The organism is Janthinobacterium sp. GW823-FHT03B06, from assembly GCF_058796955.1.
The window spans coordinates 521,762-547,419 of sequence record NZ_JBXAJE010000001.1 but is presented as its reverse complement, the minus strand read 5'-3'; the positions used below and the strand labels follow the sequence as shown (position 1 = coordinate 547,419).

The 25,658-nt window shown below is 66.5% G+C and carries 20 protein-coding genes and 1 pseudogene; 5 read left to right on the top strand and 16 right to left on the bottom strand.

Annotated elements, in window-relative coordinates; translation table 11 throughout:
* Positions 1 to 93: 93 nt before the first annotated feature.
* Positions 94 to 1,215, top strand: a complete 1,122-nt coding sequence (locus tag AC1RBA_RS02505) for a metallophosphoesterase (RefSeq protein WP_492416397.1) — start codon at positions 94 to 96, stop codon at positions 1,213 to 1,215.
* A 3-nt stretch (positions 1,216 to 1,218) separates the two neighbouring features.
* On the opposite strand, the gene AC1RBA_RS02500 is transcribed toward AC1RBA_RS02505, so the two are convergent.
* Both AC1RBA_RS02500 and AC1RBA_RS02495 read right to left on the bottom strand, forming a co-directional pair.
* Positions 1,219 to 1,971 (bottom strand): DUF4303 domain-containing protein, encoded by a 753-nt coding sequence (locus tag AC1RBA_RS02500; RefSeq protein WP_492416395.1) that lies wholly within the window; start codon positions 1,969 to 1,971, stop codon positions 1,219 to 1,221.
* A 16-nt stretch (positions 1,972 to 1,987) separates the two neighbouring features.
* Positions 1,988 to 2,911 (bottom strand): LysR family transcriptional regulator, encoded by a 924-nt coding sequence (locus tag AC1RBA_RS02495; RefSeq protein WP_492416393.1) that lies wholly within the window; start codon positions 2,909 to 2,911, stop codon positions 1,988 to 1,990.
* 123 nt (positions 2,912 to 3,034) lie between these two features.
* Here AC1RBA_RS02495 and AC1RBA_RS02490 point away from each other — a divergent pair, with 123 nt between their 5' ends.
* Positions 3,035 to 3,796: an SDR family oxidoreductase gene (locus AC1RBA_RS02490; RefSeq protein ID WP_230502852.1), complete on the top strand. Its 762-nt coding sequence runs from the start codon at positions 3,035 to 3,037 to the stop codon at positions 3,794 to 3,796.
* On the opposite strand, the gene AC1RBA_RS02485 is transcribed toward AC1RBA_RS02490, so the two are convergent.
* The 10 genes and pseudogenes from AC1RBA_RS02485 to AC1RBA_RS02440 form a co-directional block, all read right to left on the bottom strand.
* Entirely contained in the window at positions 3,724 to 4,692 is a 969-nt protein-coding gene (locus AC1RBA_RS02485; protein ID WP_492416391.1) for an NAD(P)/FAD-dependent oxidoreductase, read from the bottom strand. The genes AC1RBA_RS02490 and AC1RBA_RS02485 overlap by 73 nt on opposite strands.
* Positions 4,679 to 5,131, bottom strand: a complete 453-nt coding sequence (locus AC1RBA_RS02480; protein WP_070218570.1) for an RrF2 family transcriptional regulator — start codon at positions 5,129 to 5,131, stop codon at positions 4,679 to 4,681. Before AC1RBA_RS02480 ends, AC1RBA_RS02485 begins: the two co-directional genes overlap by 14 nt.
* A 117-nt stretch (positions 5,132 to 5,248) precedes the next feature.
* Entirely contained in the window at positions 5,249 to 6,658 is a 1,410-nt protein-coding gene (locus tag AC1RBA_RS02475) for a c-type cytochrome (protein ID WP_492416390.1), read from the bottom strand.
* A pseudogene (locus tag AC1RBA_RS02470) lies at positions 6,655 to 8,265 on the bottom strand (GMC family oxidoreductase). The gene AC1RBA_RS02475 and the pseudogene AC1RBA_RS02470 overlap by 4 nt, the downstream one beginning before the upstream one ends.
* Before the next feature lie 9 nt (positions 8,266 to 8,274).
* Positions 8,275 to 8,799: a sorbitol dehydrogenase family protein gene (locus tag AC1RBA_RS02465; protein ID WP_230502843.1), complete on the bottom strand. Its 525-nt coding sequence runs from the start codon at positions 8,797 to 8,799 to the stop codon at positions 8,275 to 8,277.
* A 28-nt stretch (positions 8,800 to 8,827) separates the two neighbouring features.
* Complete coding sequence (locus AC1RBA_RS02460; RefSeq protein ID WP_409028579.1) at positions 8,828 to 9,994, bottom strand: porin; 1,167 nt, start codon at positions 9,992 to 9,994, stop codon at positions 8,828 to 8,830.
* A gap of 324 nt (positions 9,995 to 10,318) precedes the next feature.
* Positions 10,319 to 10,774, bottom strand: coding sequence for a homoprotocatechuate degradation operon regulator HpaR (hpaR, locus tag AC1RBA_RS02455; protein ID WP_226939756.1), 456 nt, complete (start codon positions 10,772 to 10,774; stop codon positions 10,319 to 10,321).
* Between the two features lie 86 nt (positions 10,775 to 10,860).
* The gene (locus AC1RBA_RS02450) at positions 10,861 to 11,838 is read right to left on the bottom strand and encodes a DMT family transporter (protein ID WP_492416387.1); all 978 of its coding nucleotides are present in this window, start codon (positions 11,836 to 11,838) and stop codon (positions 10,861 to 10,863) included.
* Positions 11,839 to 11,898: 60 nt separating this feature from the next.
* Complete coding sequence (locus AC1RBA_RS02445) at positions 11,899 to 13,716, bottom strand: DUF885 domain-containing protein (protein WP_492416385.1); 1,818 nt, start codon at positions 13,714 to 13,716, stop codon at positions 11,899 to 11,901.
* A 65-nt stretch (positions 13,717 to 13,781) separates the two neighbouring features.
* Positions 13,782 to 14,822, bottom strand: a complete 1,041-nt coding sequence (locus AC1RBA_RS02440; protein ID WP_492416383.1) for a LacI family DNA-binding transcriptional regulator — start codon at positions 14,820 to 14,822, stop codon at positions 13,782 to 13,784.
* 104 nt (positions 14,823 to 14,926) lie between these two features.
* Between AC1RBA_RS02440 and AC1RBA_RS02435 the strand changes: the two genes are divergently transcribed.
* Entirely contained in the window at positions 14,927 to 16,120 is a 1,194-nt protein-coding gene (locus tag AC1RBA_RS02435; RefSeq protein WP_492416381.1) for a phytanoyl-CoA dioxygenase family protein, read from the top strand.
* Between the two features lie 34 nt (positions 16,121 to 16,154).
* Positions 16,155 to 17,273, top strand: coding sequence for a Gfo/Idh/MocA family protein (locus AC1RBA_RS02430; protein ID WP_492416379.1), 1,119 nt, complete (start codon positions 16,155 to 16,157; stop codon positions 17,271 to 17,273).
* 13 nt (positions 17,274 to 17,286) lie between these two features.
* Here AC1RBA_RS02430 and AC1RBA_RS02425 read toward each other — a convergent pair whose 3' ends face one another.
* Positions 17,287 to 19,299, bottom strand: a complete 2,013-nt coding sequence (locus tag AC1RBA_RS02425; protein ID WP_492416377.1) for a glycoside hydrolase family 3 protein — start codon at positions 19,297 to 19,299, stop codon at positions 17,287 to 17,289.
* Between the two features lie 217 nt (positions 19,300 to 19,516).
* On the opposite strand from AC1RBA_RS02425, the gene AC1RBA_RS02420 reads away from it, so the two are divergent.
* A complete protein-coding gene (locus AC1RBA_RS02420; protein ID WP_492416375.1) occupies positions 19,517 to 20,554 on the top strand; it encodes a helix-turn-helix transcriptional regulator in 1,038 nt (345 codons plus the stop codon).
* 219 nt (positions 20,555 to 20,773) lie between these two features.
* Here the strand turns inward: AC1RBA_RS02420 and AC1RBA_RS02415 are convergent, their stop codons facing one another.
* The 3 genes from AC1RBA_RS02415 to AC1RBA_RS02405 form a co-directional block, all read right to left on the bottom strand.
* The gene (locus AC1RBA_RS02415; RefSeq protein WP_492416373.1) at positions 20,774 to 23,842 is read right to left on the bottom strand and encodes an efflux RND transporter permease subunit; all 3,069 of its coding nucleotides are present in this window, start codon (positions 23,840 to 23,842) and stop codon (positions 20,774 to 20,776) included.
* The gene (locus AC1RBA_RS02410; RefSeq protein WP_492416371.1) at positions 23,839 to 24,945 is read right to left on the bottom strand and encodes an efflux RND transporter periplasmic adaptor subunit; all 1,107 of its coding nucleotides are present in this window, start codon (positions 24,943 to 24,945) and stop codon (positions 23,839 to 23,841) included. The genes AC1RBA_RS02415 and AC1RBA_RS02410 overlap by 4 nt, the downstream gene beginning before the upstream one ends.
* A gap of 82 nt (positions 24,946 to 25,027) precedes the next feature.
* Entirely contained in the window at positions 25,028 to 25,648 is a 621-nt protein-coding gene (locus AC1RBA_RS02405) for a TetR/AcrR family transcriptional regulator (protein ID WP_492416369.1), read from the bottom strand.
* Positions 25,649 to 25,658 lie beyond the last annotated feature (10 nt).

The window sequence follows — 25,658 nt, the reverse complement described above, 5'->3', positions numbered from 1 at the left end:
TGCCGGTTGCCAAGGCGTCGGCTATAATCGGCGGCCGGCGATGGCGCCGCATCGCATCCGCCGCGCCGGGTACCCCACCATTGGAACGATCACATGAAAACCCGCACGCCGCTGCTGCGCATCACCATGATACTGGGCGCCCTGCATGCCCTGCTGGGCTGGCTGCTGCTGCCAGCGCTGCCCGTCGGCCTGGCCGGCTGGCTGCTGGGCGGCGCCGTCCTGCTGGCGTCGACCATGCTGATGCCGATGACCATCTTCGCCCGCGCCGTCACCAACGATGCGCGCCTGGCCGACCGTTTGAGCTGGGCCGGCTCGCTGTGCATGGGCTTTTTTTCTTCGCTATTCGTGCTCACCATGCTGCGCGAACTGCTGATGCTGGTTCCCGCCACCCGCCCCCACGCCCAGGCCTCCGCCGTGGCGGCGCTCGCCCTGGCGCTGCTGGCCACCGTCCTTGGTTTCATCAACGCCCGCCGTGTGGCGCGCGTGCGCGAAGTGACGGTGCCGATTACCGGCCTGCCGGCCGCCCTGCAAGGTTTTAACATCGTGCAGCTGAGCGACATCCACGTGGGCGCCACCATCAAGCGCGCCTACGTGGACGCCATCGTCGCGCGCGCCAACGGCCTGCAAGCGGACGTCATCGCCATCACCGGCGACGTGGTCGACGGCACGGTGGCGCAACTGGCCAGCCATACGGCGCCGCTGGGCGAGCTTCGGGCGCGCCACGGCGTCTTTCTCGTCACGGGCAACCACGAATACTATTCGGGCGCCGCGCCATGGGTGGCGGAATTTCGCCGCCTGGGCTTGCGCGTGCTGATGAACGAACATGCGGTGCTCGAGCACGACGGCGCGCGCCTGGCGCTGGCCGGCGTCACCGATTTCAATGCCGGTGCCTTCGATCCGGATCAACGCAGCGACCCGCAGGGCGCCATCGCCGGCGCACCGGCTGATATCCCCCGCATCCTGCTGGCGCACCAGCCGCGCAGCGCGCCCGAGGCCGAAGCGGCCGGCTACGACCTGCAATTGTCGGGCCACACCCACGGGGGCCAGTTCTGGCCATGGAATCTGTTCGTGCCGCTGCAGCAGCCTTACGTGGCGGGCCTGCACCGGCAAGGCCGCCTGTGGATTTATGTCAGCCGCGGCACCGGTTACTGGGGCCCGCCGAAGCGCATCGGCGCGCCGGCGGAGATCACGTTGTTGCGGCTGGTGGCGGCGTAGAACCTAGTCGGCCCAGCTGGCCATCCATGCCTCGAAACGCGCCACCACGGCCGGCGGATTCACACGCGCCAGCGCGCCTTCCACCGGCTCGCTGTCGCTGACCTCGAACAGCAGCACGAAATCGTCGCGCTGCGCGTCCGCACCAAAACAGCCTTCGGCATCGAGCTGGGCCAGCGCCGCGATACAGGCGTCGAACACGCCGGCGCGGAAGGTGGCGAATGCGACGTCGAACGGCAAGCCACGGTGCGCCTGCAGCAGCAAGCGGTAGGCGCTGTCGAAGTAGGCGCCGCCCTCGTCAAACGCCCACTCCGCCGGGTTCCACAGCATCTCTTCGTCGTATTCCGAGGCGGCCAGCGCTTCGCGGCTGTTCGCCATGGGGCCGATGGTCATGGCGCTGTCGTCGCTGACCAGCGCGAAAGCGTCGATATGCTGCTCCGGATGCGCACGGCGCACGCAGTCGAAAGCCAGGCGCGCGGCGTGCGCCACCAGGGATTGCAGCAGCGCGAAATCGAATGCGGCCGGGTCGATGACGCTCGCGCGCGCCAAGCTGTAGCCGTCGGCCAGCGCCGCCTGGCAACGGGCGACGTAGGCGGCGTGCGCCTCGGCTTCGCTGGCGTAGTGCGTGCGCGTCTCCGCGCCCCAGGTCATAGCCGCGCCGCTGGCCGTCCAGACGGTCGTACCGAATACGCGCGCTTCCTGGAAGCGGGCAGGCTGATCGCCGTCAAAGGTGTAAAACAGACTGTAGTTATCAGGCATGAGAATTTTTCTTTGTTTAATCGGGCCGCATCTGCGCGGCGAAATCGCGCTGGCGGAACTGCTCCAGCAAGAAATCGACGAAGACGCGCGTCTTCGCGGGCAGCAGCTTCTTGCTCGCATAGTACACGGACAGGGGGCCGGAATCGGCATGCCAGCCGGGCAGCAGGCGGATCAACGCGCCGCTGCGCAAGTGGGCCAGCGCGTGCGGCATGGGCAGCAGCGCCACGCCGACACCCTGGATGGCCGCCTGCGCCATCGCTTCCGGATCGTCGAAGATGGCGCGCGGCCGGCATTCGGCCACGCCTTCGCCGCCCGCTCCATCGCGCAATATCCAGCTGCGCAATCTGCCGCTGCCGGCCGAGCGGCGCGCCACGCCGTCGAGTTGCGCCAGATCCGAAGGATGGGCGGGCATGGCCTTGCCCTGCATGAAGGCGGGCGACGCCGTGGCGACGACGAGGGCGTGGCCGAGTTCACGGGCCACCACGCCGGGGGTCAGCTCGATGCCGCCGCCGATGGCCACGTCAAAGCCCTCGCCGATCAAGTCGACTTGCCGGTTGTCGAAATGGCAGTCGGGAATGACGCCCGGGTAGCGCGCGATGAAGTCGCCCAGCAAGGGCACCACATAGCTGCGCCCGAACGACGGCGCCATGCTGATTTTCAGGATACCGGCCGGCTGGCCGCCCTCTTCGGCCACGCCGGCGATCGCCTCGCGCAAGGTGGACAGGGCGCCGGCTATCTGCTGCAGGAAGCGTTCGCCCCCTTCCGTCAGGGTCAGGCGGCGCGTGCTGCGCTGGAACAGGCGCAGTCCCAGGCTCGCTTCCAGCCGCGCCACGTTCTTGCTGACGGCCGCCGGCGTCAGCCCCAGGCGGCGCGCGGCCGCCGAAAAACTGCCCAGTTCGGCAGACAGCACAAACGATTGCAAGTGATTGAGGGCATCCATGCGCCTATTCTACCCGCTCACTTGATCGTTTTAGTTGAAAGTGATTGTAGCGATTCATGGCTAGCGCGGCAGGAATGAAACCTAGATACTGAATTCCTCGACTCCTCACACAGAAAGCCCATCATGCAAACCCAAAGCAACCATACCCAGTCACTGCTGAACAAGATCGCCTTTGTGACGGGCGGCTCGCGCGGCATCGGCGCGGCCATCGTGCGCCGCATGGCCAGCCAGGGCGCCCATGTCGTCTTCACCTATCAAAGCTCGGCCGCCGAAGCGCAGGCGCTGGCCGCCAAGGTGGAAGCGGCCGGCGGCAAGGCGCTGGGCGTGCAGGCCGATGCGGCTGATGCCGCGGCCCTGACGGCCGCCATCGACCAGGTGGCTGCGCAATTTGGCCGTGTCGACATCCTCGTCAACAACGCGGGCGTATTCCTGCCCGGCGCCATCGATGATTTTTCGCTGGCCGACTTCGACAAGACGATTGCCGTCAACGTGCGCGCCGTGTTCGTGGCCATCAAGGCGGCCGTGGCGCACATGCAGACGGGCGGGCGCATCATCAATATCGGCAGCACGAATGCGCACCGCATGCCGTTCGGCGGCGCGGCCGCCTACGCCATGAGCAAATCGGCGCTGAGCGGCCTGACGCAAGGCCTGTCGCGCGACCTGGGACCGCGCGGCATCACCATCAACAACGTGGAACCAGGCCCCGTCGCGACCGACATGAACCCGCCCACGGGCGACTTCGCCGACCTGATGCACGGCCTGATGGCCCTGCCCCGCCACGGCACGGCCGATGAAATCGCCGGCATGGTGGCTTACCTGGCCAGCGACGAAGCGGCGTTCGTCACGGGCGCCGGGCTGAAGATCGACGGCGGTTTTGCCGCCTGATCCAGCCCGAACATCAGCGAACGGTGCGCCGCCACGCCCGCCATGGCGCCGTCGGCCACCGCGAACGCCACGCTGCCGGCCATGCGGCCCGCGTCACCGCAGCAAAAGACGCCGGGCACGCAGCTGGCCTTTTGCTCGTCGGTGCGCACGAACGGACCCATGGCGCCCTCTTCCAGCGCGCAGCCCAGCGTCACAGCCAGGGCACTGGCCAGGCGGGTGCGGGTGGCCACGAACAGGCCGGCCATCGCATGGCGACTGCCGTCGGCCATGACCACGTCGGCCACGCCGTCGATCCGCGCCACGGGCGTGCGCACCACCGTCACGCCGCGCGCCTCGAGTTGCGCCAGCTGCGCCGCATCGGGTTCGAACGCGCCATTCAGGAAAAAAGTGACCGTGCCCCAGTCGGGCAGCATCAGCGCATGGTGCATCGACAGGGGCCCCGTGGCCAGCACGCCGATGGTGCCCTGCTCCAGTTCATAGCCGTGGCAATAGGGGCAGTGAAAGACGCTGGCGCCCCAGCGCTCGGACAAGCCATCGACGGGCGGCAGCTCGTCGATCACGCCGGTGGCCAGCACCAGGCGGCGGCCGTGAACGACATTGCCGTCCGCCAGGATCACGTCGAAGCCATCGCCATTGGGGCTGGCCGCCGCCTGCACGGCCGTGCCGTCCAGCCAGGACACGGTGGCATACGCCAGCAGCTGCGCCTTGCCCTCGGCGGCGATGGCGGCCGTCCCGCTGCCGTCCTGGGTCAGGAAACCGTGGGAGTGGCTGGCGTAGCGGTTGCGGCGCTGGCCGCCGTCGATCACCAGCACGCGGCGGCGCGCGCGCGCCAGTTGCGTGGCGGCGGAAAGGCCGGCGTAGCTGCCGCCGACGATGATGGCGTCAAAGATGTGCATGGGGTGCTCCTCGGTGGATGGCATATTGTTGGCTGAAACGGTCGGCCAGGTCGGCCAGGGTGACGGCGCCGAAGCGCCGGATCAGCAGCGCCTCGGCTTCGTCGAAGGCGCCGGCCAGCGACTGGTTGACCACCTGCTCCACCAGGCAGCCAGGCTGGTCGACGCGGTTGCCCATGGCGAAGATGGTGGGCGAACCGACGGCCACGTAGATGTCTTGCAGGGTCACCCTGTGCAGGTCGCAGACGATGCGCCAGCCGCCGCCATGCCCCTTGCCCGAGGCCACGTAGCCGCGCTCGCGCAAGCCGGCCATCACGCGCCGCACCAGCACGGGGTTGGTGTCCAGGCAGCCGGAGAGTTCCTCGGACGTCATCGGGCGTCCCGCGTGGGCCATGTGCAGCAGCACATGGAGGATCGATGATAGTTTGCTGTCGCGTCTCATGTAACTCATGATAGTACATAAGTTCCGCATATGCAAACGAGTTGCAAAATCCTGCACAAAAAAAAAGGGGTCAGACCCTGTCGGGTCTGACCCCAGCCTTTGCTTCAGGGTGATTTTTTAAGCTGCGGATGTTTCCTTGCGACGCCGTCCCCGCCACCACAGCAGCAAGGCCAGCAGCACCAGCACGGCGACGATGATGGCGGCGCGGGCGAGGCCGATCAGGTTCGACGGCGCGCCGCCATTGCGCAGGGTCGTCACCTGTTCCGCCGTCACCTTCACGTCAGGATTGCCGTACATCTTTTGCACGTAATTGCCGAGGGTGACGATCTGCTCGTCCGACAGGGTCTGGCGGAAGGCTGGCATCAGGTGTCCCGCAGTATGATTACCCTTGCCATCCTGCCGCTCCACCCCATCGAGGATTGCCATCACCAGATTGTTGCTGTTGCTGCGGCCCGTCGCCGAGTTGTGGAACAAGGGCGGCAAGCTGCCGTCGAAACTGCCCTCGCCCTTCGCCTGGTGGCAGCTGGCGCACTGCGCATCGTACAGCTGCGCACCCGACATCTTGTTCAATTCCTGCGGCAGCGCCACGCCGCGGATCGCATTGAGCTCATCGCCCGCCTGGCCCCATTGCGTCACCGGTTTCGTATCCGCCTTGTCGCGGATGGCGGGTACGCTCTTGATGTAGTGCGCGATGGCGCTCAGGTCCGCGTCGCTCAGGTGCTTCAGGCTATGGTCGATGGCTTCGGCCATCGGTCCGGCTGCCTGCCCCCGGTGCGCGGCGCGGCCCGTGCGCAGGTAGTCGACCAGGTCTTGCTGGCTCCAGCTGCCGATGCCGCTGTTGGCGTCCGAGGTGATGTTCGGCGCAAACCAGGTACCCAGATCAAAGCCCCCCAGCTCCTTCGACAGCTGCTCGGCCATCAGCGCGTTGCGCGGCGTGTGGCAGGTGCTGCAGTGGGCCAGCCCTTGCGCCAGGTAGGCGCCACGGTTCCACTCCATGCTCTTGGCTGGATCGGCCACGAACGGCTTCTTGTCGAGGAAGAGCCAATTCCAGCCCGCCATCGACAGGCGGATGTTGAACGGGAACGGCAAGTCCGTCTGTGTTGCCGGCGCCGTGTCCACCGCCGCCACGCCATGCATGAAGTAGGCGTACAGGGCGGCCGTGTCGTCATCCGTCACCCTGGCGTAGGCCGTGTAGGGCATGGCCGGGTACAGGTGCGCGCCGTCGGCCCGCACGCCATGGCGCACGGCGTCGGAAAACTGCTTGAGCGTGTAGTTGCCGATGCCGTGCGTTGTCGATGGCGTGATGTTGGTGGCGACGATGGCCCCTAGCGGCGTGGCCAGGGACAGGCCGCCCGCCATCGGCTTGCCGCCAGGGACGCTGTGGCAGGCGATGCAATCGCCCGCCGTCGCCAGGTAGCGGCCACGTTCGATGGCCTGCACGTCGGCGCCAGGGGCGTTCGCCGCCAGCACGGGCAAGGCCAGTGCCAGCAAGGCGGCGCCGGCCGCCGTTCTGAAGGTCGCCATCATGCTGTTCCTCCCTGTTGTTCGTCGAGGATATGCTTGACGGTGCGCAGTGCCACGGCCAGGCCGTTTTCCGTCGAATTGCAGGTGCCGGACGTGGGCAGCACGCCGGTGCTGCACAGGAACAGGTTGGCATGATCAAACGTGCGGCCCCACTGGTCGCACACGGCCTTGGCCGGATCGGAACCCATCGACAGGGTGCCGCAGATGTGCTGGTTGTTGGCGAACACGCCTTCCTTGCTGTGGCGCAGATTGGTGCCGCCCATCAGTTTGGCGATCTGCTCGAAATCCTGCTTCGAGCGCTCGTGGCCCCGTTTCGTGTAGTCGTCGATCGCATAATGCGCCTGCGGCTTGGGGATGCCCATGGCATCCTTCTCGCTGCTGAGGGCGATGCGGTTTTCCGGGTTCGGCAGCACTTCCAGCACGTTTTTCAGGCTCATTTCGCGCGCCGAGCGGAAACGCAGCTGCTGTTCGAATTCCGCGCCAAACACGCCCTTGCCGATCAACTCCCTGGTCGCGCCATCGACGCGCGAAATGTTCGTGAAATCGAGGCGGTATGGCGAATGCTGGCTGCGGAAGTCGCCGTCGCGCATGGTGTTGATGGAATTGGGACTTTGCGGGCCCCGGCCCAGCCACAGGTCTTCATCGGCGTCGAAGGTGATCGAGGTGCTCGGGTGGTCCATCAGGTTGCGGCCCACCATGTCGCTGCTGTTGGCCAGGCCGTTCGGGTACTTGTCCGTGGCGGAAACGAGCAGCAAGCGGGGGCTTTCGATGCCGTTGGCGGCCAGGATGAAGGTCCTGGCCGTGACCCGGTGACTTTTTTTATCCACGTCGTAGTACAGGGCGGCCGTGATGCGGCCCTGCGCATCGTGTTCCAGCTTGTAGACATTGGCGTTGCAGACGATCTTCACGCCCGCGTCTTCCGCCTGCTGCGCGGCGATGCCGCCGTGGTATTGCGCGTCGATGGGGCAGATCGGCTGGCAGCTGTTGTTGCCGCAGCAGGCCGGGCGGCCATCGTAGCTGACGCTGTTGCGCGCCACCGTATTGCCGACCACCTTGAACGACGGGTCGAGGCGCTCGCGGATGCGGCGCATCGCGTACGGCTCCGTCACGGCATCCATCGGGAATGGCTGCTTGCGCGGCGAACCCGTGTTCTCGGCACCCGAGACGCCCATGATCTCTTCCGCTTCCTGGTAGAACGGCTCCAGGTCTTCGTAGCTGATGGGCCAGTCGACGCCCACGCCATACAAGGTATGGATGCGGAAATCGTTCGGCACGTTGCGCCACGCCTGTGCGGCCCAGTGCCACGAGGTGCCGCCGAACTGGCGGATGTACTCTGCCGGGTACGGGTACGGGCCCGCCTGCACCAGGTAGCCATTGTCCTTCGGCTAGTAGATCGGGTGCGGCGCCGTGGCCACCGACGGATACGGCGACATCCAGTCGCTGCGGCGCGTCGTGTTGCGGAAACGGGCGACGATTTCGCCGCGCGACACGCGCGGGCCTGCTTCCAGGATCAGCACCGAGGCGCCGGCCAGCGCCAGCTTGCGCGCGGCCAGCGAGCCGATGATGCCGGAGCCGATGACGAGGTAATCGGCGGAGAGTTGTTCAGCCATGATGGCTCCTTAAATGGGTTTTCTGGCCCAGCTGCCGTAGGCGCCGTAGGAATACGTGGGGGGCTTGAGCACGTCGGCCACGACGGCCGCGTTCAGCGCCTGCTCGTAGGCAACGCAGACGGCCGCCTCGCCCGTGCCGACGATGCCCAGGTACCAGGCGCTGGCGATCTGGCGCGGCAGGGCCGCCAGCGGCGACAGTGCCGGGTCGAGCGCATCGAGCGCTTCCTGCAGGCCGGCCGCCTGCAAGCCCTGCGCATTGATCAGGGCCAGCAGCGCGCGCACATTCGCGGGGAAGGCAGCGTCCTGCGCCACCAGCGCCTCATACAGGCGTTTAGCCAGCACGGGATCGAGCACCTGGCGCCCCACCAGCATGGCCGACACGCCGAGGAAGGCGCCCTGCTCCGCACTGGCGACCGGTTCGGCCAGCGCCCAGGGAATCAGCGCCGCGGCCGAAGCCGACAGCAAGCCGGCCAGCACCATGCGGCGGCCGGGATTCAGGGGGCCGCGGCCCTCCTTGTTGTGTGTAGCGTCCAATTGAAGCTCCCGTGAGTTCAGCAACCGTTCAGAAAGAATGCTTGAGACCGACCATCACCACCGTCTGGCCGCCGTTCGACGACGGCGTGCCGTTTTGCGAATCGCCGACCGAGGCGACGGCGTCGACGATGGCGCCGTTCTGGCCCAGGGTCTGGCCGCGCGCCAGCTGGCGCGCTTCGATCAGGTAGATCGCCGTGCGCTTGGACAGCGCGTAATTCTGTTCGAACGACAGCTGGCGGTAGCGCGCGCGGTCCGACACGCCGTTGGCGCGGCTGGCGTAGGTGTCGCTGTAGCCTGCGGACAGGAACCACTGCGGCGTCCACTGGTAGCTGGCGATCAGGCCGGCCGTGTTGAAGATGGCCGTGTCGCGGAACGTGGAATGGCTGCCCGCCTGGTATTGCACGTTGCTGGCGTTGGCGCCCACCATCCACTTGCCCATGGTGTAGCGGGCGCTGGCGGCGATGAATTCGATGCTGTCGGCCGAGGCGTAGCCCTGGTTGATGGCGGAGATGCCAAAGCTGGCCGAGGCCTTGTCGCTCCAGCCGGTGCCGTTCTCGCCATTCTTCAGTTTCAGGTAGCCGAGCGCAAATTCCGCCGGCGAGGTGCTGTACTTGACGGCGGCGCTGAAGCTGCTGCCCACGGCATTGCCCTCGGCCGCTTCGCCGAAGCCGTATTGCGCGCTGGCCTGCAAGCCGCGCCACGCTGGCATGCTGTAGGTGACGGAATTGCTGATGCGCACGGTCGTATCGAGGCCGTCGATATCGCCCGGGTGTGCGCCGGTGGCGCCCGTCAAGACGTTGCTCGACGCCAGGGAACCCACGAGCAGGTAGTACGGCGTGTACTGGCGCCCGGCCGTCAGGCTGCCGTAGGCGTGCGATTGCAGGCCCACGTAAGCCTGGCGGTTGAACAGGGCGCTGGCCGAACTTTGCGCACCCGTATCGCTTTCAAAGCCGTTCTCCAGCAGGAACAGCGCCTTCAGGTCGCCGCCCAGGTCTTCCACGCCCTGGAAACCGATCTTGCTGGCGGACAAGTTACCGCTGCGCATGTAGGTGTTCGACTTGCCGCCCTGGTTGCTCGCGTACGCGGTGGCCGCGTCGACCACGCCATAGATGGTGACATTGCTTTGGGCGCAAACGTTTGCGCCGATGAGCGTGGAAACGGCCAGCGCCGCAGCGCGCATGCATGTATGGTTCATTTTTTTCCTGACTTTCCTGTTTTATCTGGCGAAATACGGGCGTGGCGCCCCGTTGCCGCCCCATCAACAATGGGGCATCCGCGGTTCTTCTTGATTTAGATCAAGTACGGCAAATTATACGCTTATTTACTCATATGTAAGTGATTGACTGTAAGGCATAGTCTTATAGCAAAACATTGATGAGTCTTATAGCAAAACCGGAAGGCGCGCAGGCGCGCGCCCGGCAAGGTGCGGCAATGCGCGGAACAGGCATGGGAAAAGCAGCGGCGGCGCGTGTCGAAAAACACGCGCCCGATGATGCTCAGGCAAGGAGAAGTTCGGGGTTCAGCGCAGGATGGCGGGCGCCACCGGCAGGGTTTCGAGGGCAATGAAGGCTTCCAGGGTGCGGCGCATGTCTTCGAACACCTGCTTGCCGTAGGCCGCTTCCAAGTGGGCATATTGCAGGTCGATCAGCTTACCCATCTGCAGCAGCAAACTGGCACCCGCTTCCGACAGGTGCACCTTGCGGCGGCGCTGGTCGCCTTCGAACTTGCTGCGCCCGATCAGGCCGATTTCTTCCATGCGCGCCAGGATGCCGCTCATGCTGGGGCTGGAAATCTGGCAGATCTCGCACAGTTCGCGCGGTTCCAGGGTGGGGCTTTCGTTCAGCGCGCGCATGATGCGCCACTGCTGCTCCGTCACGCCGAAGTGATTGAGGATGGGGCGGAAATGCTGAAGCAGGCTGTCGCGCGCCTTCAGCAGCAGTTGCGGCATGTTCGGATAACGGATCGGTAGCTGCAAGCGGAACTCCCTGGGTGACCGGCAAATGAGCGTCATTATACGGCCGGCCCAGGGCAAACGGCGGACTGGCAACAATGTATTTTTCGCTACGTCCGCCCTGCCCCACGCCCTTCTCCCCGCCCCTCTGCCTCCTCGTGCGCATGCCGCTGCACGGACCACAGCACGCCCGCCGTCAGCAAGACCATCGCGCTCCACTCCAGCGGGCGCGGCATGCGCTGCGCGTAGGCAAAGCCGTACAGCAGCGCGAACAGGGTCTCCGACAGGATCAGCTGGCCCGACAAGGTGACCGGCACCCGGCGCGACGCCAGGTTCCACAGGTAGTTGCCGATCACGGAAGCGCCCAGCGCCAGCAGCAGGCAGACGAGCCAGAAGCGGGGCCAGTCGCGCGCCGGAGCGCCATCAGCGCCACCCGCCGGCTGCAGCGCCAGCATCACGGCGCCCACGACCAGCGCGATGACGCCGCTGGCCAGGCCATACAGCATGGCCCACTCCGCGGCGCTGACATGCGCATGGCGCTTGAGGAAACGGGCATTGTCGAGCGCATACCAGGTCCAGCACGCAAGCGCGCCGATGGCGCACAGCACGCCCGCCAGCTTGTGCGCCAGGCTGGCGCCGTCCGCACCCGCGCCGCCTGCATGGCTGAAGATATCGACATTGATGCAGGCAATGCCTGCGGCCACCACCAGCAGCGGCAAGGCCAGGCGGCGCAAGGGCGGCGCGCCGTGGTCCTTGTGGCCGAACAGCGTCACGCTCAGGGGCAGCAAACCGATGATCAGCGACGTGAGCGCCACACCGGCCAGCTTGACGCCATACGCCAGCAGCAGGTAATACACGACATTGCCCGCCAGCGCCTGGCGCAGCATGGCCAGCCAGTCGCCGCGCCGCAGCCGCCGCAGCAGGGGCAAGAGGCGCGGCAGCATCAGGCCGGCCGCCAGCGCGCCATAGCAGATGTAGCGGCCCACCATCAGCTCGGCCGGAGAAAAATCCGGCAGCAAGACGGGCACAATGAAAACGGCGCCCCAGAAGGCGCCGGCCAGCAAACCAGATACGATCCCACGCCACATGCAGCCACGCTCACGTCATTATTTCAGGGACGCCAGTATGGCATGCTGTGTGGGATGGCGTCAGCCCTTGGCTTTTCTCTGCCCGGGGATGAAGTGTTCGCGCACGGCCTTGGCCAGCAAGTCCGGCGGCAGCAAGCCCTGTCCCAGCAGGAAGTTGTTGAAGGCCAGGCGGTCGAATCGGTCTCCCAGCGCCAGTTCCGTTTCCGCGCGCAGCTGCAGGATGCGCGTATAGCCGTAGAAATAGCTGCCCGCCTGGCCTGGCATGTTGAAGGTGTAGCGGTCCAGCTCCTGGCGCGCCATCGGTTTCGACAGCATCACTTCGTCCGTCAGGATGCGTCCCGCCTCTTCGCGCGTGACTTGTCCCAGGTTCAGCATCGGATCGAGCATGGCGCGCGCCGCGCGCAGCATGCGGAACTGCAGCGCGATGAACTGGCCCTCGGCTGGCTCGTACGGGATCATCTCCGCTTCCGCGTACAGCGCCCAGCCTTCCACGTTGACGCTGTTGAACGCATACAGGCTGCGCGCCTGCGATACGCCCCGCTCCACCATGGCGCTGAACTGCAGTTCGTGGCCGGGACGGCCCTCGTGCGCGCTCAGGGTCCAGGCCGCGCCCGCGAAGTTGAAATCGTCATACGCCTCGCCCTTGCCGCTGGCAGCCGGATTGCTGACGGGCAGGACGAACTGGCCGTGCTCTCCCGTATTGCCGATCAGCGGAGGCGGACGCATATGCGGCGCCGGCTGGGCCGCCGATTCGGCGGCGGACGCCAGGCGCATGGTCATGGCGCGCGCAGGGATATCGACCACGCGCTGCCGGGCGATGCGTTCCTCGAGCTGCGTATTGACGCCCTTGTAGTGCGCTTCGAGCTGCGCGTTGGGGATGGAATCGCTCTTCAGCGCGCGCAGCACCTGGCGGTAGTCGCTACCGTCGACGCCCTTCAAGGCCAGCCTGGCCGCCACCACGGGCGCCAGCGCCTGCATGGCGGCGCGCGTTTCCAGGTAGGATACCTGCGCCCGTTCCACCAGCGCGCGCGGCTCGATGTCGATGCCCACCTGCTTCAGGCGAAACGCGTACAGCTCGGGCGCCATGCGGAAATCCGTGCGCGCCAATGGCAGCACCACCTGCTTTTCCCATGCCGCATAGTCGTTCAGCTGCTGCTCCATGGCGGCCAGCGCGGGTTCGGCGCCCGCGATCTTCATGTCGGCGAACAGCTTGCGGATGCCGGCGATATACGTGGGCACGTTTTCCAGCGACTGCGCCACCTGCAGGCGCACGGGACCGGCCAGGTCAGGCGTGCCGATTTTCTCCGTGAAGCGCGCCTTCGCCTGCTGCGTGATCGGCGTGCTGCCCGGGAACTGGCCCACATAGCGCCGCAGGCGCTCAAGCGCCTTGGCGCGGCGCGCGGCCGGGCGCTGCTCCTGCAGCAGGCTTTGCATGCTGCCAAAGACCATTTGCGGCACATCGACCCACGGCAAGGTGTATCTGGCTTCCAGCTCGGTGCCGGCGATTTCCTGGTCGACGGCGCCGATCAGAATTTCCAGGTCCTGGCGTATGCGTTCGTCGCGTTCCAGTTCCAGCTTCTGCTGCAACTGCGCGCGCGCCTTCCGCATGGCCGCGACCTGGCGCCCGGTGATGTCCGGCCCCAGGTCGGCGGCCAGGCCGTCGTACTGGGCCAGGCCCCTGTCGGACGCGTCTTCGGGCGAGAACTGCGCCTGCGCCGCCAGCACGATGGCCGCGTTGCGGTTGCTGGCCCCGACCCAGGCGGACGACGCGGAAGCAGCTGCGGAAACGACGGGGTCGGCCGCCATGGCGGGCATGGCCAGCGCGGCTGCAAGCGCGGCGGCGAGCACGGTCTTGCACAATTGCGGAGTGACGGACATCGGGGGATTCCTTCAAAGGTGAGCGATGAGCGAAGCGGCGAGTATCGGCCAGCCTCGCAGGCCTGTCAATTCACCCCGTTCAGGACGGGCAGGTTCCACGGCGTGACGATCTGGATGGCGGACAGTGACGGCGATTGCGCCAGGGCCGGCAGCGCGCCCTGTGCCCGCAGGATTTCCTGGCATGCACGGCGCATGTCCTGGCCCAGGTCGTGGTGCAGCACGGCCTGGATGGCGCCCGACTTGAGCAGCGCCACGTTGTCCGCGTCGAGATCATGACCGATGAAGACCTGGCAGGGTCGGCCCGCTCGCGCAAAGGCCTGCACGATGGCGGCATTGCCGCCGCCGATCGAATACACGGCGGCGATGCCCGGATGATCTGCCAGGGCTAGACGCACCAGCGCCCCCGTGGCCCCGTCGATGCCGTGGCCCTCGCTCACTTCGACGATGGATAAATGGCGGTGACGTTCGCGCAGCGCCCGGCGAAAGCCGATCTCGCGCTCTTCCTCGCCATGAAAGCGGTTGCTGCTCAGGGTCACCAGCACCTGCTGTTTTTTCCTGCTGCCCAGCCACTGGCCGACCAGGCAGGCGGCCGTCTCGCCCGCCGCGCGGTTATCCATGCCCACGTAGCTGCGGCGCGCGGAGCCTGGCAAGTCAGTCACCAGGGTCACCACGGGAATGCCGGCCGCCGCCAGCCGGTTCACCGCTTCCGCCACCGCTGGCAAGTCCGGTGCTTTCAGCAGCACGCCGTGGCTACCGTTCTTGCGGATGCGCTCCAGCAGGTCGACGATGCCGTCCACGTCCAGCGTTTCATGCAGGTGAAAGCGCGAACGCAGCACGGCCGGATGCAGCGACGGCAATTCGGCCTCCAGCGCGGCCCGCACGGCGTCCGTGAAGCGGCGCGGCGCCACCATCAGCACATCGAGCATGAATTTTCTGCCAGACAGGCCCACCTGCGTGCTTTGCCGCGCCAGTTCATCGAGCGCCTGCATCACGCGGCGCACAGTATTGGCGTGCACGCCCCCGCGCTGCTTGATCACGCGGTCGACCGTGGCCACGCTGACGCCGGCCTGCAGCGCCACGACCTTGACGGGGAACGGATGCGTCATGCCATATCCAATTCAGATTGATGGTTTTTTGATGAATTTTTTGATGAAAAATGCGGATTTTCATCCCTATACTGATTCTACAACTTAAACAACGGAGACACCGCATGCCCACCACAGACGCCACCGCAGCGCCGCCCAGCCCCTTCTGGCTGGCATCAGAAAACTGCGACCTGCAGGATTTCATCGCCACCGTCAGCCTATGCACGGCGCTGGCCGACTATCCCCACGCCGCTGCGGTGAAAGAAAACATTCTCGTCTACGACTGCGACCGGGTGCGCGCGCTGGCCGCCAGTGCGGTGTCGCTGCGCGCGCTGCAGGCCGAATGGGGCCGGGCGCTGATGGATGGTCCTGGCGTCATCGTGCTGCAACGCGCCGTCGCCGACATGGACACGCTGGAACAGGTAAGCGGCGTGTTTCGCGCGCTGATCGCCGAGCAGCATGCGAGCGGCCAGGCGGCCGGCGACCATTTCGCCAAGGCTGGCGCGAATGACCGCATCTGGAACGCCCAGCAAAAACTGTGTCTGCGCGCACCCGAGGCGTTCGCGCGCTATTACGCCAATCCCGTTTTCGCGTGGATCGCCGAGGCCTGGCTGGGTCCCGCCTACCAGATGACGGCGCAAGTCAATGTCGTCAACCCGGGCGGAGCGGCCCAGGCGCCGCACCGCGACTATCACCTGGGCTTCCAGAGCGCCGCCAGCTGCGCCGCCTATCCCGCGCCCGTGCACCAGATGTCGGCTCTCTTGACCTTGCAGGGCGCCGTCGCCCATTGCGACATGCCGCTGGTATCGGGCCCCACCCTGTACCTGCCCGGGTCGCAGCGCTACCGGGCCGGTTTTCTCGCCTGGCAGCAGCGGCCGTTCCGCGACTATTTTGCGCAGCATTGCGTGCAGCTGCCGTTGTCCCAAGGCGACGCCGTCTTCTTCAACCCCGCCCTGTTCCACGCGGCAGGGCATAACCGCTCGTCCGACATCCGCCGCATGGCCAACCTGCTGCAAGTGTCGTCGCCGTTCGGGCGCGCCATGGAAGCACTGGACCGCCGCGCCATGAGCGCCGCGCTGTATCCGGCCCTGCAGGCGCTGCGCGCGCAGGGAGTCCTGGATGACATTGGCATCAGCCACGCGATTGCCGCCTGCGCCGAAGGCTATGCCTTCCCCTGCAACCTCGACCGCGACCAGCCCATCGCCGGCATGGCGCCGCCCACGCAGCAGCAGCTGATGCACGAAGCGCTGGCGCAAGACTGGCCAGCCGCGCGCTTTATCGACGCGCTGGACAGCCACGCCTGCCGCCAGCAAGCCTGAATCCCTCACCGCGACACGAACGGAGTACCCGCATATGCAAGACATCCACATCGGCCTGATCGGCGCCGGCTACATGGGCAAGGCCCACACCATCGCCTATAAAGCTGTGCGCAGCATTTTTCACACGGCCCTGAATCCCGTGTGCGAATGCATCGGCACCAGCAGCAGCGAAGGCGCCGCCCACAGCGCGCAGGAACTGGGCTGGAACCGCTCCACGGGCGACTGGCGCGCGCTGGTCAATGATCCCGCCATCGACGCCGTCATCGTCGCCACGCCGCCGGCCACGCACAAGGACATCGTGCTGGCGGCGCTGGCCCTGGGCAAACCCGTATTCTGCGAAAAGCCGCTGGGCATGACGGCCGCCGAATCCCTGATGCTGGCGCAGGCGGCGGAAAGCGCGGGCGTGGCCAATATGGTCGGTTATAACTACATCCGCACGCCCGCCAGCCAGCTGGCGCGGCAGATCATCGAATCGGGTGAAATCGGCGAGATCATCCATGTCGCCGCCGAACACGTGGAAGACTACCTGCACGACCCGCGCGCGCCCGCTTCGTGGCGCACGCGCGAAGCGACGGCAACGCGCGCCGGCGCGCTGGCCGACGTGGGCTCGCACCTGCTCAACCTGGCCCTGCGCCTGGGCGGTCCCGTCGACGCGCTGGTGGCCGACATAAATACCGTGCACGCGCAGCGGCAAGGCCCGCACGGCATGGAAGCGGTGGAAAACGACGACCAGGGCAATATGATGCTGCGCTTTGCCAACGGCGCGCTCGGCGCCCTCACCTTCAGCCGCGTGGCGGCCGGCCGCAAAATGGGCTACACCTACCGCATCACGGGGACCAAAGGCGCGATCGCCTTCGATCAGGAAGACCAGAATGCACTATGGCTGTACGACGCCGGCCGTCCCGCGCAGCGCCAGGGTTTCCAGCGCCTGCTGATGGGGCCCGCCCACCCCGACTACCTGGCGTTCAGCCAGGGCGCGGGGCACGGCACCGGGTACAACGAGCAGATCGTCATCGAAGCGCGCGATTTTCTGCAGGCCATCGCCGGCGGTGCGCCAGTCTGGCCCACCTTCCGCGACGGCTACGAGGTGGACCGGCTGATAGCCGCCGCGCTGCGCTCCGTGCAGGAGCGCAGCTGGATTACCGTTCGTTGACGACAACGGCCGTTCAGTAGGCCAGGCCGTAACCGAACTTGTACAGCGGATGGGCCGTGTCATACGGCACGTCCGATTTCTGCACCTGCACTTCGGCCATCGACGACGGCAGCTCGAACGGCAGCTTGCCTTGCGGCTTGGCCTTGCCCGTCAGGACATCGAACAGCGCGCCGTCGCTCACGCCGAAGTTGGCGACGATGGCGCTGGCCTTGTCCTGCACATTGCCGAGGATGGCCGGGCGGTCCAGGTACACGGTGACGACCGTCTTCGGCGCATACTTGGCCGCGTTCTTGATCGCCTCGTAGTCGGCGTTGCCGTCGACGTAATCGAGGCGGCCCTCGTGCTGCATGCTGCCGAAGATGTAGTTCGGGTGCAGGGTTTCATACGGCGCGGCCACGCGCAGCAGGGCCACGTCCGCTTCCTGCGGCGTGGCGACCACCGTGTAGCCATACTGCTGCGCCACGGCCGCATCGATGCCGTACAGGTAGACCTTCTTGACCGTGGCGGCCAGCGGCAAGACCTTGTCCTTGTTTTCCAGCAAGACCAGCGAACGGCGCTGGGCTTCCAGGCCCGCCTCGACAAATTCCGCCTTGCCCACCGTGGCGGCCGCCTTGGCTGCATCGACGAACGGATGCTCGAACAGGCCCTGCTTGAATTTCTGGATCAGGATGCGCCGCGCCGACGCGTCGATGCGCGCTTCCGTCAGCTGGCCCCGTTGCACGGCTTGCGTCAGATACGGCGCTTCCGTCACGCCGCCAAACTGGTCCATCCCCGCCGTCACGGCCTTCACGTAGCGCTCGGCCTTGGTGGCGTCTTCCATGCCCCACGGCGTGCCGAAGCCGATGAAGGAAGGCGCGACGCCAGGCGCCGTGCCGTTGCGGCAGTTGGCGTCGCAGTCGGACGTGATGCCCCAATCGGACAGGATCACGCCCTCGAAACCGTATTTGCCGCGCAGCAGATCCGTCAGCATGGTCTTGCTGAAGCCGGCCGCCACTTGTTCCAGGGTGATGCCGTCGATGGTGATATTGCCGTCCGGCAGGGCGTAGGTCGGCATGACGGAGGCCGCCTTGGCCGTGAACGCCCCTTCGAACGGCTTGACGTGGTAAGCGAAGTTATTGCCCGGGTAGGTCATGTAGCGGCCATAGTAATTGTGGCCGTCGAAGCCCTCTTTCGTTGCGCCATAGCCGACCCAGTGCTTGACGACGGCCACCACGCTGCCGTCATGCAATCCCGTATTGCCATCCTGGAAACCTTCGATATAGTGCTGCACCATGCGCTTGGCCAGGTCCGCGTCTTCGCCGAAGGTGCCGTTGATGCGCGACCAGCGCGGCTCGGTGGCCAGGTCCGCCTGCGGCGACAGCGCTTGCGTGATGCCGACGGCCAGGTATTCCTGGCGCGCGATGTCGCCGAAGCGGCGCACCAGCGCATCGTCGCCGATGGCGGCCAGGCCCAGGGTTTCCGGCCACTGCGAGAAACCCTTGGTACCGGCGCTGGCGCCCACCGTGTACTGGAAATGGTGGCGCGGGTCCGTGCTGATGGAGACGGGAATGCCGTGGCGCGAGGTTTCGCTCAGCGCCTGCACCTTGTTGTACTGGGCCGCCATATTGGCCGTGTCGCCCGCCATGCGGGTGATGAAGGTGTTGACGTATTGCTTGACGATCAGGTCTTGCAGCGCCGTCAAATCGTAGGCGCCGCCCTGGCCGATGCCGGTGGGGTCGGCCACGGTGGGCGCCGTGCCGTGCATCATCAGGCCCGTTTTTTCGTCGAGGCTCATGCGCGACAGCAGGTCGTCGGCGCGCGCCTCGGCCGGCAGGCGCCAGTCTTCGTACGGGTCGATCTTGCCGTTGCGGTTCATGTCCTTGAAGGTATAGCCGTCGACTTTCAACTGGGTGTAGGTGGTGGCGCCGAACACGGGCTGCGTGTATCCCTCGCTGCCGGTGTGGTTGTTGCCGCAAGCGGCCAGGGCAAGCGTGGCGACGCAGCCGGCGACCACGCGGGCCATCGGTTTCAAAGTGCAATTCATCATTATCTCCAAGACTGTTTTTGTAGGTATCAAGGCGCGGCAGCAAGGCCGGCCGAAAACAATATAGCGTGAGAATGCGTGAGTTTCTTGACTGCGCAGCACGCGTTTTATACCCGCGAGAACAATTTTTGGTTAGATGGCACAACAACCAACAATCTCCTACAAAGTGCTAATATTTGTGAAAAATTACTACAACAAGCAGAATAAGCAGGAGGCAGCCTTGCACAAACCCGACACGCGCACGGTTTCGAACCGCATCGCGCAGCAATGCGCGCGCGCCATGCAGGCCGATGGCCACGATCCCGCCGACTTTTTTCGCCAGACGGGCATCACGCCGGCGCAGCTGGACGAGCCGGGCGGCCGCATCAACGCCGAGCGGCACCGCCGCATGACGGCCTACGCCCAGCAGCTGCCGCAGCACCGCGGTCTGCTCGATCTCGACGTGACGCACTGGTTCGCGCATTACTCGGGCATCGCCCACGTCTGCTTCAATCGCCCCACCCTGCGCAGCGCGCTGCACGAGCTGCTGCACTTGCGGGGCCTGATCGGCGAATTCGACTTCATGCTGATGAGTGAAAATGGCACGCGCATCGAGATCGAATACCTGTCCGAGTTCTGCCCGGCGGGCGGCGCCATGCAGGCGCTGGCCAATTTCCGCATGCTGTCGCTGGTCGCGCGCGCCTACGACGACGGCACACCCACCGCCTTCCATGCCGGCTTCCAGGGCAAGGCGCCGTGGTTCGCGCCGGCCATTGCCGAATGCTTCGGCGCCGCCGTCACCTTCGGCCAGGCGCGCAACACCCTGACGTTCGACGCGCCTGCGCTGGACCGTCCCTTCGCCCAGTTCAACGCCATGCTGGCGCCGCACGCGCTGTGCTACGCGCAGGGGCAATTGCAGCAATTGCAGGGAGCGCAGCTGTTTTCGGCCCGCGTGGAGCAGGCGATCATCGATTTGCTGGGCCGGCAAGACGCCGGGGACGCCGACGGCACCGCATTGCTGCCGGCCCTGTGCGACGGTCTGGCGATGAACCGCTGGACCTTGCAGCGCCAGCTGCAGCAGGAACAGACCTCGTTCCGCGCGCTGGAATTGCGCGCGAAAAGCCGCGAATCGCGCCGTTTGCTGCGCGAAACGAGCCTGAGCGTGGTGGAAATCAGCGAGCGCCTGGGTTTTTCCTCGCAAAGCGCATTTACCCGCTTCTTCAAGACCCAGTTCGAACTGCCGCCGGCGCGCTACCGGCAGGATGCCGCCGGAACCTAGAGAAAGAGACAAGCAACAAGTAACAAGTAACAAGCAACAAGCAAACCGCCAAACCATGAAAGGCCCAAGTCAGGGAGACAGGCCCCCCGGGCCAAGCGGACCTGAAAAATGTCGAGGGCCAGGCGCGGCGACGCAGACAGTACGCCAGTACGGCAAGGAAGCCGCAACGCCGCCATCGGCATTTTCTCAGGCCCGCGTCTCCGGCCCGCTGTTCTCAATCTACACCACCCTTGCCTGCGGCCGTATCCTGAACCAGATCGCATACATGGCCGGCAGGAACACCAGGGTCAGCACCGTGCCGGCAAACGTGCCGCCGATCAGGGTATAGGCCAAGGTGCCCCAGAATACCGAATGGGTCAGCGGAATAAAGGCCAGGATGGCCGCCAGCGCCGTGAGGATCACGGGACGCGCGCGCTGCACGGTCGCCTCGACCACGGCGTCGAACGGCGCCAGGCCGGCCGCCTCGTTCTGGTGGATCTGGCCGATCAGGATCAGGGTATTGCGCATCAAAATGCCCGACAGCGCGATCAGGCCGACCAGCGCATTGATGCCGAACGGCTGCTGGAACAGGATCAGGGTGGGCACGACGCCGATCAAGCCCAGGGGACTGGTCAGGAAGACCATGACCATGGCCGACATCGAGCGCACCTGCAGAATAATCATCAGCAAGGTCAGCGCCAGCATGATGGGGAACAGGGGCAGCATCGCTTGCGTCGCCTTCGCCGATTCCTCGATCGAGCCGGCCTGCTCGATGCGGTAGCCGGCCGGCAGCTTGTCGATGACGGCTTGCAGCTGCGCCGTGATGGCGCCCGAGACGTCGGGCGGCTGCATGCCGTCGGCGATGTCGCCGCGCACGGTAATCGTCGGCTGGCGGTCGCGCCGGCGCATCACGGGTTCTTCCGAGCGCACCTCGACGCCGCCCACCTGCGACAGCGCGATGCGCTCGCCATTCGCGCCGGCCAGGGTCAGGTCGGCGATGCGCGCCGGGTCCAGCCGCACGTCGCCTGCCGCGCGCGCCACCACCTGCACCGTGCGGATATCTTCGCGCACGGCGGTGACGGGCACGCCGCTGAGCAGGAACTGCAGCTGCTGCGCCACGGCGGCCGACGTCAGGCCCATCGCCTGCAAGCGGTCCTGCTGCAGGCTGAAATGCAGGGTGGGCGTGCGCGTGCCCCAATCGGTATTGACGGTACGCATCATCGGGCTGGCCTGCATCACGCGCCGCACCTCGTCGGCGATGCCGCGCAACACCTCGGGATCGGGGCCGCTGACCCGGTAGGCGACGGGAAACGGCGAGTACGGGCCGAACACCAGTTGCGTGACGCGCACGCGCGCCTCCGGCGCCAGGCCGGCGGCAACGGCCTCGCGCAAGCGCTGCTTGAGGCTGTCGCGCGCCTGCTGGCTGTCGGTGCGCACGACGATCTTGGCAAACGAAGGATCGGGCAATTCCGGCCCCATCGCCAGGTAAAAGCGCGGTGCGCCCTGGCCCACATAGGCCGTGACGATCTTCGCTTCGGCCTGGCGCGCCAGCCAGGCTTCCACTTTCGCCGCCGCGCCGCTGGTCTGTCCGATCGCGCTGCCGTAGGGCAGCTGCACTTCGATCAGCACTTCAGGGCGGTCCGAGATCGGGAAGAACTGTTTCTTGACGACGGCCATGCCCAGCACAGCCAGCACGAACAGGCCGATCACGGTGCAGAACACCAGCCATTTGCGGGCGATCACGCGCCCCAGCAGCCGGCGAAAGCGGTGGTAACGCGGCGTGTCGTACAGCGCATCATGGCCGCCGGCGACCTTTTTCAGCTCGGGCAGCAGCTTCACGCCCAGGTAGGGCGTAAACACCACCGCCACCACCCACGACGCGATCAGCGCGATGCCGACGATCCAGAACATATTGCTCGTGTATTCGCCGGCGCTGGAGCGGGCAAAGCCGTTGGGCATGAAGCCGACGGCCGTCACCAGGGTGCCGGCCAGCATGGGTGCGGCCGTATGGCTCCAGGCGTAGGCGGAGGCGGCGATGCGGCTGTAGCCCTCCTCCATTTTCACGACCATCATTTCGATGGCGATGATGGCGTCGTCCACCAGCAGGCCGAGGCCCAGGATCAGGGAGCCGAGGGTGATGCGGTCGAAATTCTTGCCTGTCGCGGCCATCACGATGAACACCACGGCCAGGGTCAGCGGCACGGCGGCGGCCACCACGATGCCGACGCGCCAGCCCATGCTGATAAAGCACACCAGCATCACCACCAGCAGCGCGGCGAGGAACTTGAGCATGAATTCGTCGACGGCCGCGCTGATATTGACAGCCTGGTCGGTAACCTTGACCAGGCTCATGCCCAGCGGCATGGCGGCACCGATGGCCGTCACTTCCCCGTCCAGCGCCTTGCCCAGGTCCAGCCCGTTCCAGCCGTCGCGCATGACCACGCCCAGCAGCAGCGCCGGCTCGCCGCCATTGCGCACTAGGAAACTGGCCGGGTCTTCCTGGCCACGGCGCACGGTGGCGATATCGGACAGGGCCAAGGTGCGCCCCTGCACCACCACGGGCGTATCGCGGATCTTTTGCAGCGCGTCGAGCGCGCCGTCGAGGCGGATGGACACCTGCGGCCCGCGCGTTTCGACCGAGCCGGCCGGCGTGAGGGCATTCTGGCCGTGCAGTGCCGCGAACACGTCCTGCGCCCGCACGCCCAGGGTGGCCAGGCGTTCCTGCGAAAACTCCACGTAGATGCGTTCGGCCTGTTCGCCGATGATATTGACCTTTTTGACGCCCGCCACGTGCAGCAGCCGCTGGCGCAAGGTTTCCGCCTCGCGCACCAGCAGGCGCTGCGGCTCGCCTTTGGCTTTCAGCGCATACAGGGCAAAGGTGACGTCCGCGTATTCGTCATTGATCATGGGGCCGATCACGCCGGCCGGCAGGTTGGCCGCCTCGTCGCCGGCCTTCTTGCGCGCCTGGTAGAACTCGGCCTGCACCTGCCCGGGCGGCGTGCTGTCGAGCAGTGTCAGGGTCGTGAAAGCCAGGCCCGGCCTGGTGTAGGTCTCGGCCCGTTCATACCAGCGCAGCTCCTGCAGGCGCTTTTCGATCTTGTCGGCCACCTGGTCCTGCATTTCGCGCGCGCTGGCGCCGGGCCAGGCGGTGACGATGGTCATCACCTTGACCGTGAAGGCCGGGTCTTCCGCGCGCCCCAGCTTGAAGAACGACAGCAGGCCGGCCAGCGAAATGAGACAGATCAGGAACAGGGTGACGGAACGCTCGCGCACGGCCAGCGCCGACAGGTTGAAGCCCGCCGCGCTCATGGATGCGCTCCCGCGCCGGCGGCCACTGGCGCCGGTTCGAGCCTGACCCGCTCTCCCTGGTGCAGCAGATGGGCGCCCAGCGCGACGATGCGTTCGCCCGCCTTCAGGCCGCTGACGTCGGCGCCGTCATCGTGCAGCCCCTGCACCTTCACCGGCCGCCAGGTCACTTGCGCCGGCGTACCGGCGATCACCCACACGCCCTGCCCCTTGCCCGCATCGTGCAGGGCCGCCAGCGGCACTTGCACAGTGCCGCTGGCGGCATGCGCGCCGGGCAGGCGCAGGGTGACGGTGGCGCCCAGCGGCGCGCTTGAGAGCGCCGCGTCGAGCACATAGCGCGCCTCGAAAGTGCGCGTTTGCCGGTCCGCCGTCTGCGCCAGCTGGCGCAAGGTGGCCGGCACGCTGGCGCCCGGCCTGCCGAACAGGGTGGCCTGGGCCTTGGAGCCGAGCGCGGGGCGTACGGTTTCCGGCAGCTGGATCGCCGCTTCGCGCCGGCCGTCATGGGCCAGGCGCACCACCACCTGCCCGGCCGCGACTACCTGGCCCGGTTCGGCCAGGGTGTCCATCACGACACCGTCGGCGTCGGCCAGCAGCACCGCGTACTGCAACGCATTGCGCGCCACCCCGGCCAGGGCTTCGGACGCTTTCAATTGGGCGCCGGCCGCGTCAGCCGCCGCCTTCACCTGGTCGTAATTGGATGCCGAGATGGCGCCGGTGCCGCGCAAGTCGCGGTAGCGCGCTTCCTCGTCCGCCGCCTGGCGCGCGCGGGCGCGGTCGGCCGTGACGGACTCCTGCCGCGCCTGCGCCAGCAGTTGCAGGTCGTCGGCGTCGAGGCGCAACAATGGCTGGCCACGGCGCACGGCCTGGCCGGCGTCGACCAGCCGTTCGCGCACCTTGCCGGCCACGCGGAAACCGAGGTCGCTTTGCACGCGCGGCGCGACCACGCCCGTAAAGCTGCGCGTGCCCGCTTCGGCGCCCTGCACCGGGACGGCGCGCACCAGCGGCGTGGCGGTGCGCGGATCGGCCTGCGCCTTGTCGGCGCAGGCGCTCAAGGCCAGGGGCAAGGTGGAGATGACTACAGATAAAGCGAGGCGGCGCCAGCGCATAAGAATCCCATGAATGAGTGATCAGGGTTCTCATTCTGGTACTAGTGACCAAATAAGTCAATGGTCACAAATTAGTGCAAAACTATGGCGACAGGCTGCGCAGCACCAAGCTGGACAGTTGCAGCACCGCCGTTTCGCTGCTGTCGACGCTGTGCTGCAGCAGCAAGGGATTGACGTAGGGGCGCATCACCAGATAGATCGCGCTGGCCGTTTCGTCGAGCGGCGTCTTGCGTTCAAAGTCGCCCGTCTTGCGCCCCTGCTGCAAGATATCCTGCAGCAAGGCGCCCATCGCCAGCTCGTAGGCCTGCACGGCAGGCCAGCGCCCGGTGGCGGCCGAGGCGGCGATGTCGTACAGCTTGCGGTCCTGGAAAAACAGCCGCAAGCTGGCCTCGACGCTGGTCCAGAACATGCGCCGCAGCTGCTCCGGCGGCTGGCCGGCCGCCGCCACCGCGTTTCTCACCTCGGTTTCGATCTGGCGCAGGCAGCTGGCGCAGATATGCTCGCCGATGGCTTGCTTGGATTCGAAGAATTTATAGATATAGGCCTTGGAAAAGCCGATCGCCCTGGCCAGGTCGGAGACCGTCGTCTTTTCATAGCCGTAGCGGCTGAAGTAATCGGTGGCGGCGGCAACGATCTGGTCGCGCACGTCGTGGCCGGCCGGGCCGCGCGCAGGGCTTGGTGTGTCGGGTGTGGTGGAATTCATGGCGACAGCT

Bases quoted from the DNA above. Each gene is read 5' to 3' on its own strand.
- AC1RBA_RS02505 (WP_492416397.1), top strand. From the start codon at position 94: ATGAAAACCCGCACGCCGCTGCTGCGCATCACCATGATACTGGGCGCC.
- AC1RBA_RS02500 (WP_492416395.1), bottom strand. From the start codon at position 1,971: ATGCCTGATAACTACAGTCTGTTTTACACCTTTGACGGCGATCAGCCT.
- AC1RBA_RS02495 (WP_492416393.1), bottom strand. From the start codon at position 2,911: ATGGATGCCCTCAATCACTTGCAATCGTTTGTGCTGTCTGCCGAACTG.
- AC1RBA_RS02490 (WP_230502852.1), top strand. From the start codon at position 3,035: ATGCAAACCCAAAGCAACCATACCCAGTCACTGCTGAACAAGATCGCC.
- AC1RBA_RS02485 (WP_492416391.1), bottom strand. From the start codon at position 4,692: ATGCACATCTTTGACGCCATCATCGTCGGCGGCAGCTACGCCGGCCTT.
- AC1RBA_RS02480 (WP_070218570.1), bottom strand. From the start codon at position 5,131: ATGAGACGCGACAGCAAACTATCATCGATCCTCCATGTGCTGCTGCAC.
- AC1RBA_RS02475 (WP_492416390.1), bottom strand. From the start codon at position 6,658: ATGATGGCGACCTTCAGAACGGCGGCCGGCGCCGCCTTGCTGGCACTG.
- AC1RBA_RS02460 (WP_409028579.1), bottom strand. From the start codon at position 9,994: ATGAACCATACATGCATGCGCGCTGCGGCGCTGGCCGTTTCCACGCTC.
- AC1RBA_RS02450 (WP_492416387.1), bottom strand. From the start codon at position 11,838: ATGTGGCGTGGGATCGTATCTGGTTTGCTGGCCGGCGCCTTCTGGGGC.
- AC1RBA_RS02445 (WP_492416385.1), bottom strand. From the start codon at position 13,716: ATGTCCGTCACTCCGCAATTGTGCAAGACCGTGCTCGCCGCCGCGCTT.
- AC1RBA_RS02440 (WP_492416383.1), bottom strand. From the start codon at position 14,822: ATGACGCATCCGTTCCCCGTCAAGGTCGTGGCGCTGCAGGCCGGCGTC.
- AC1RBA_RS02435 (WP_492416381.1), top strand. From the start codon at position 14,927: ATGCCCACCACAGACGCCACCGCAGCGCCGCCCAGCCCCTTCTGGCTG.
- AC1RBA_RS02430 (WP_492416379.1), top strand. From the start codon at position 16,155: ATGCAAGACATCCACATCGGCCTGATCGGCGCCGGCTACATGGGCAAG.
- AC1RBA_RS02425 (WP_492416377.1), bottom strand. From the start codon at position 19,299: ATGATGAATTGCACTTTGAAACCGATGGCCCGCGTGGTCGCCGGCTGC.
- AC1RBA_RS02415 (WP_492416373.1), bottom strand. From the start codon at position 23,842: ATGAGCGCGGCGGGCTTCAACCTGTCGGCGCTGGCCGTGCGCGAGCGT.
- AC1RBA_RS02410 (WP_492416371.1), bottom strand. From the start codon at position 24,945: ATGCGCTGGCGCCGCCTCGCTTTATCTGTAGTCATCTCCACCTTGCCC.
- AC1RBA_RS02405 (WP_492416369.1), bottom strand. From the start codon at position 25,648: ATGAATTCCACCACACCCGACACACCAAGCCCTGCGCGCGGCCCGGCC.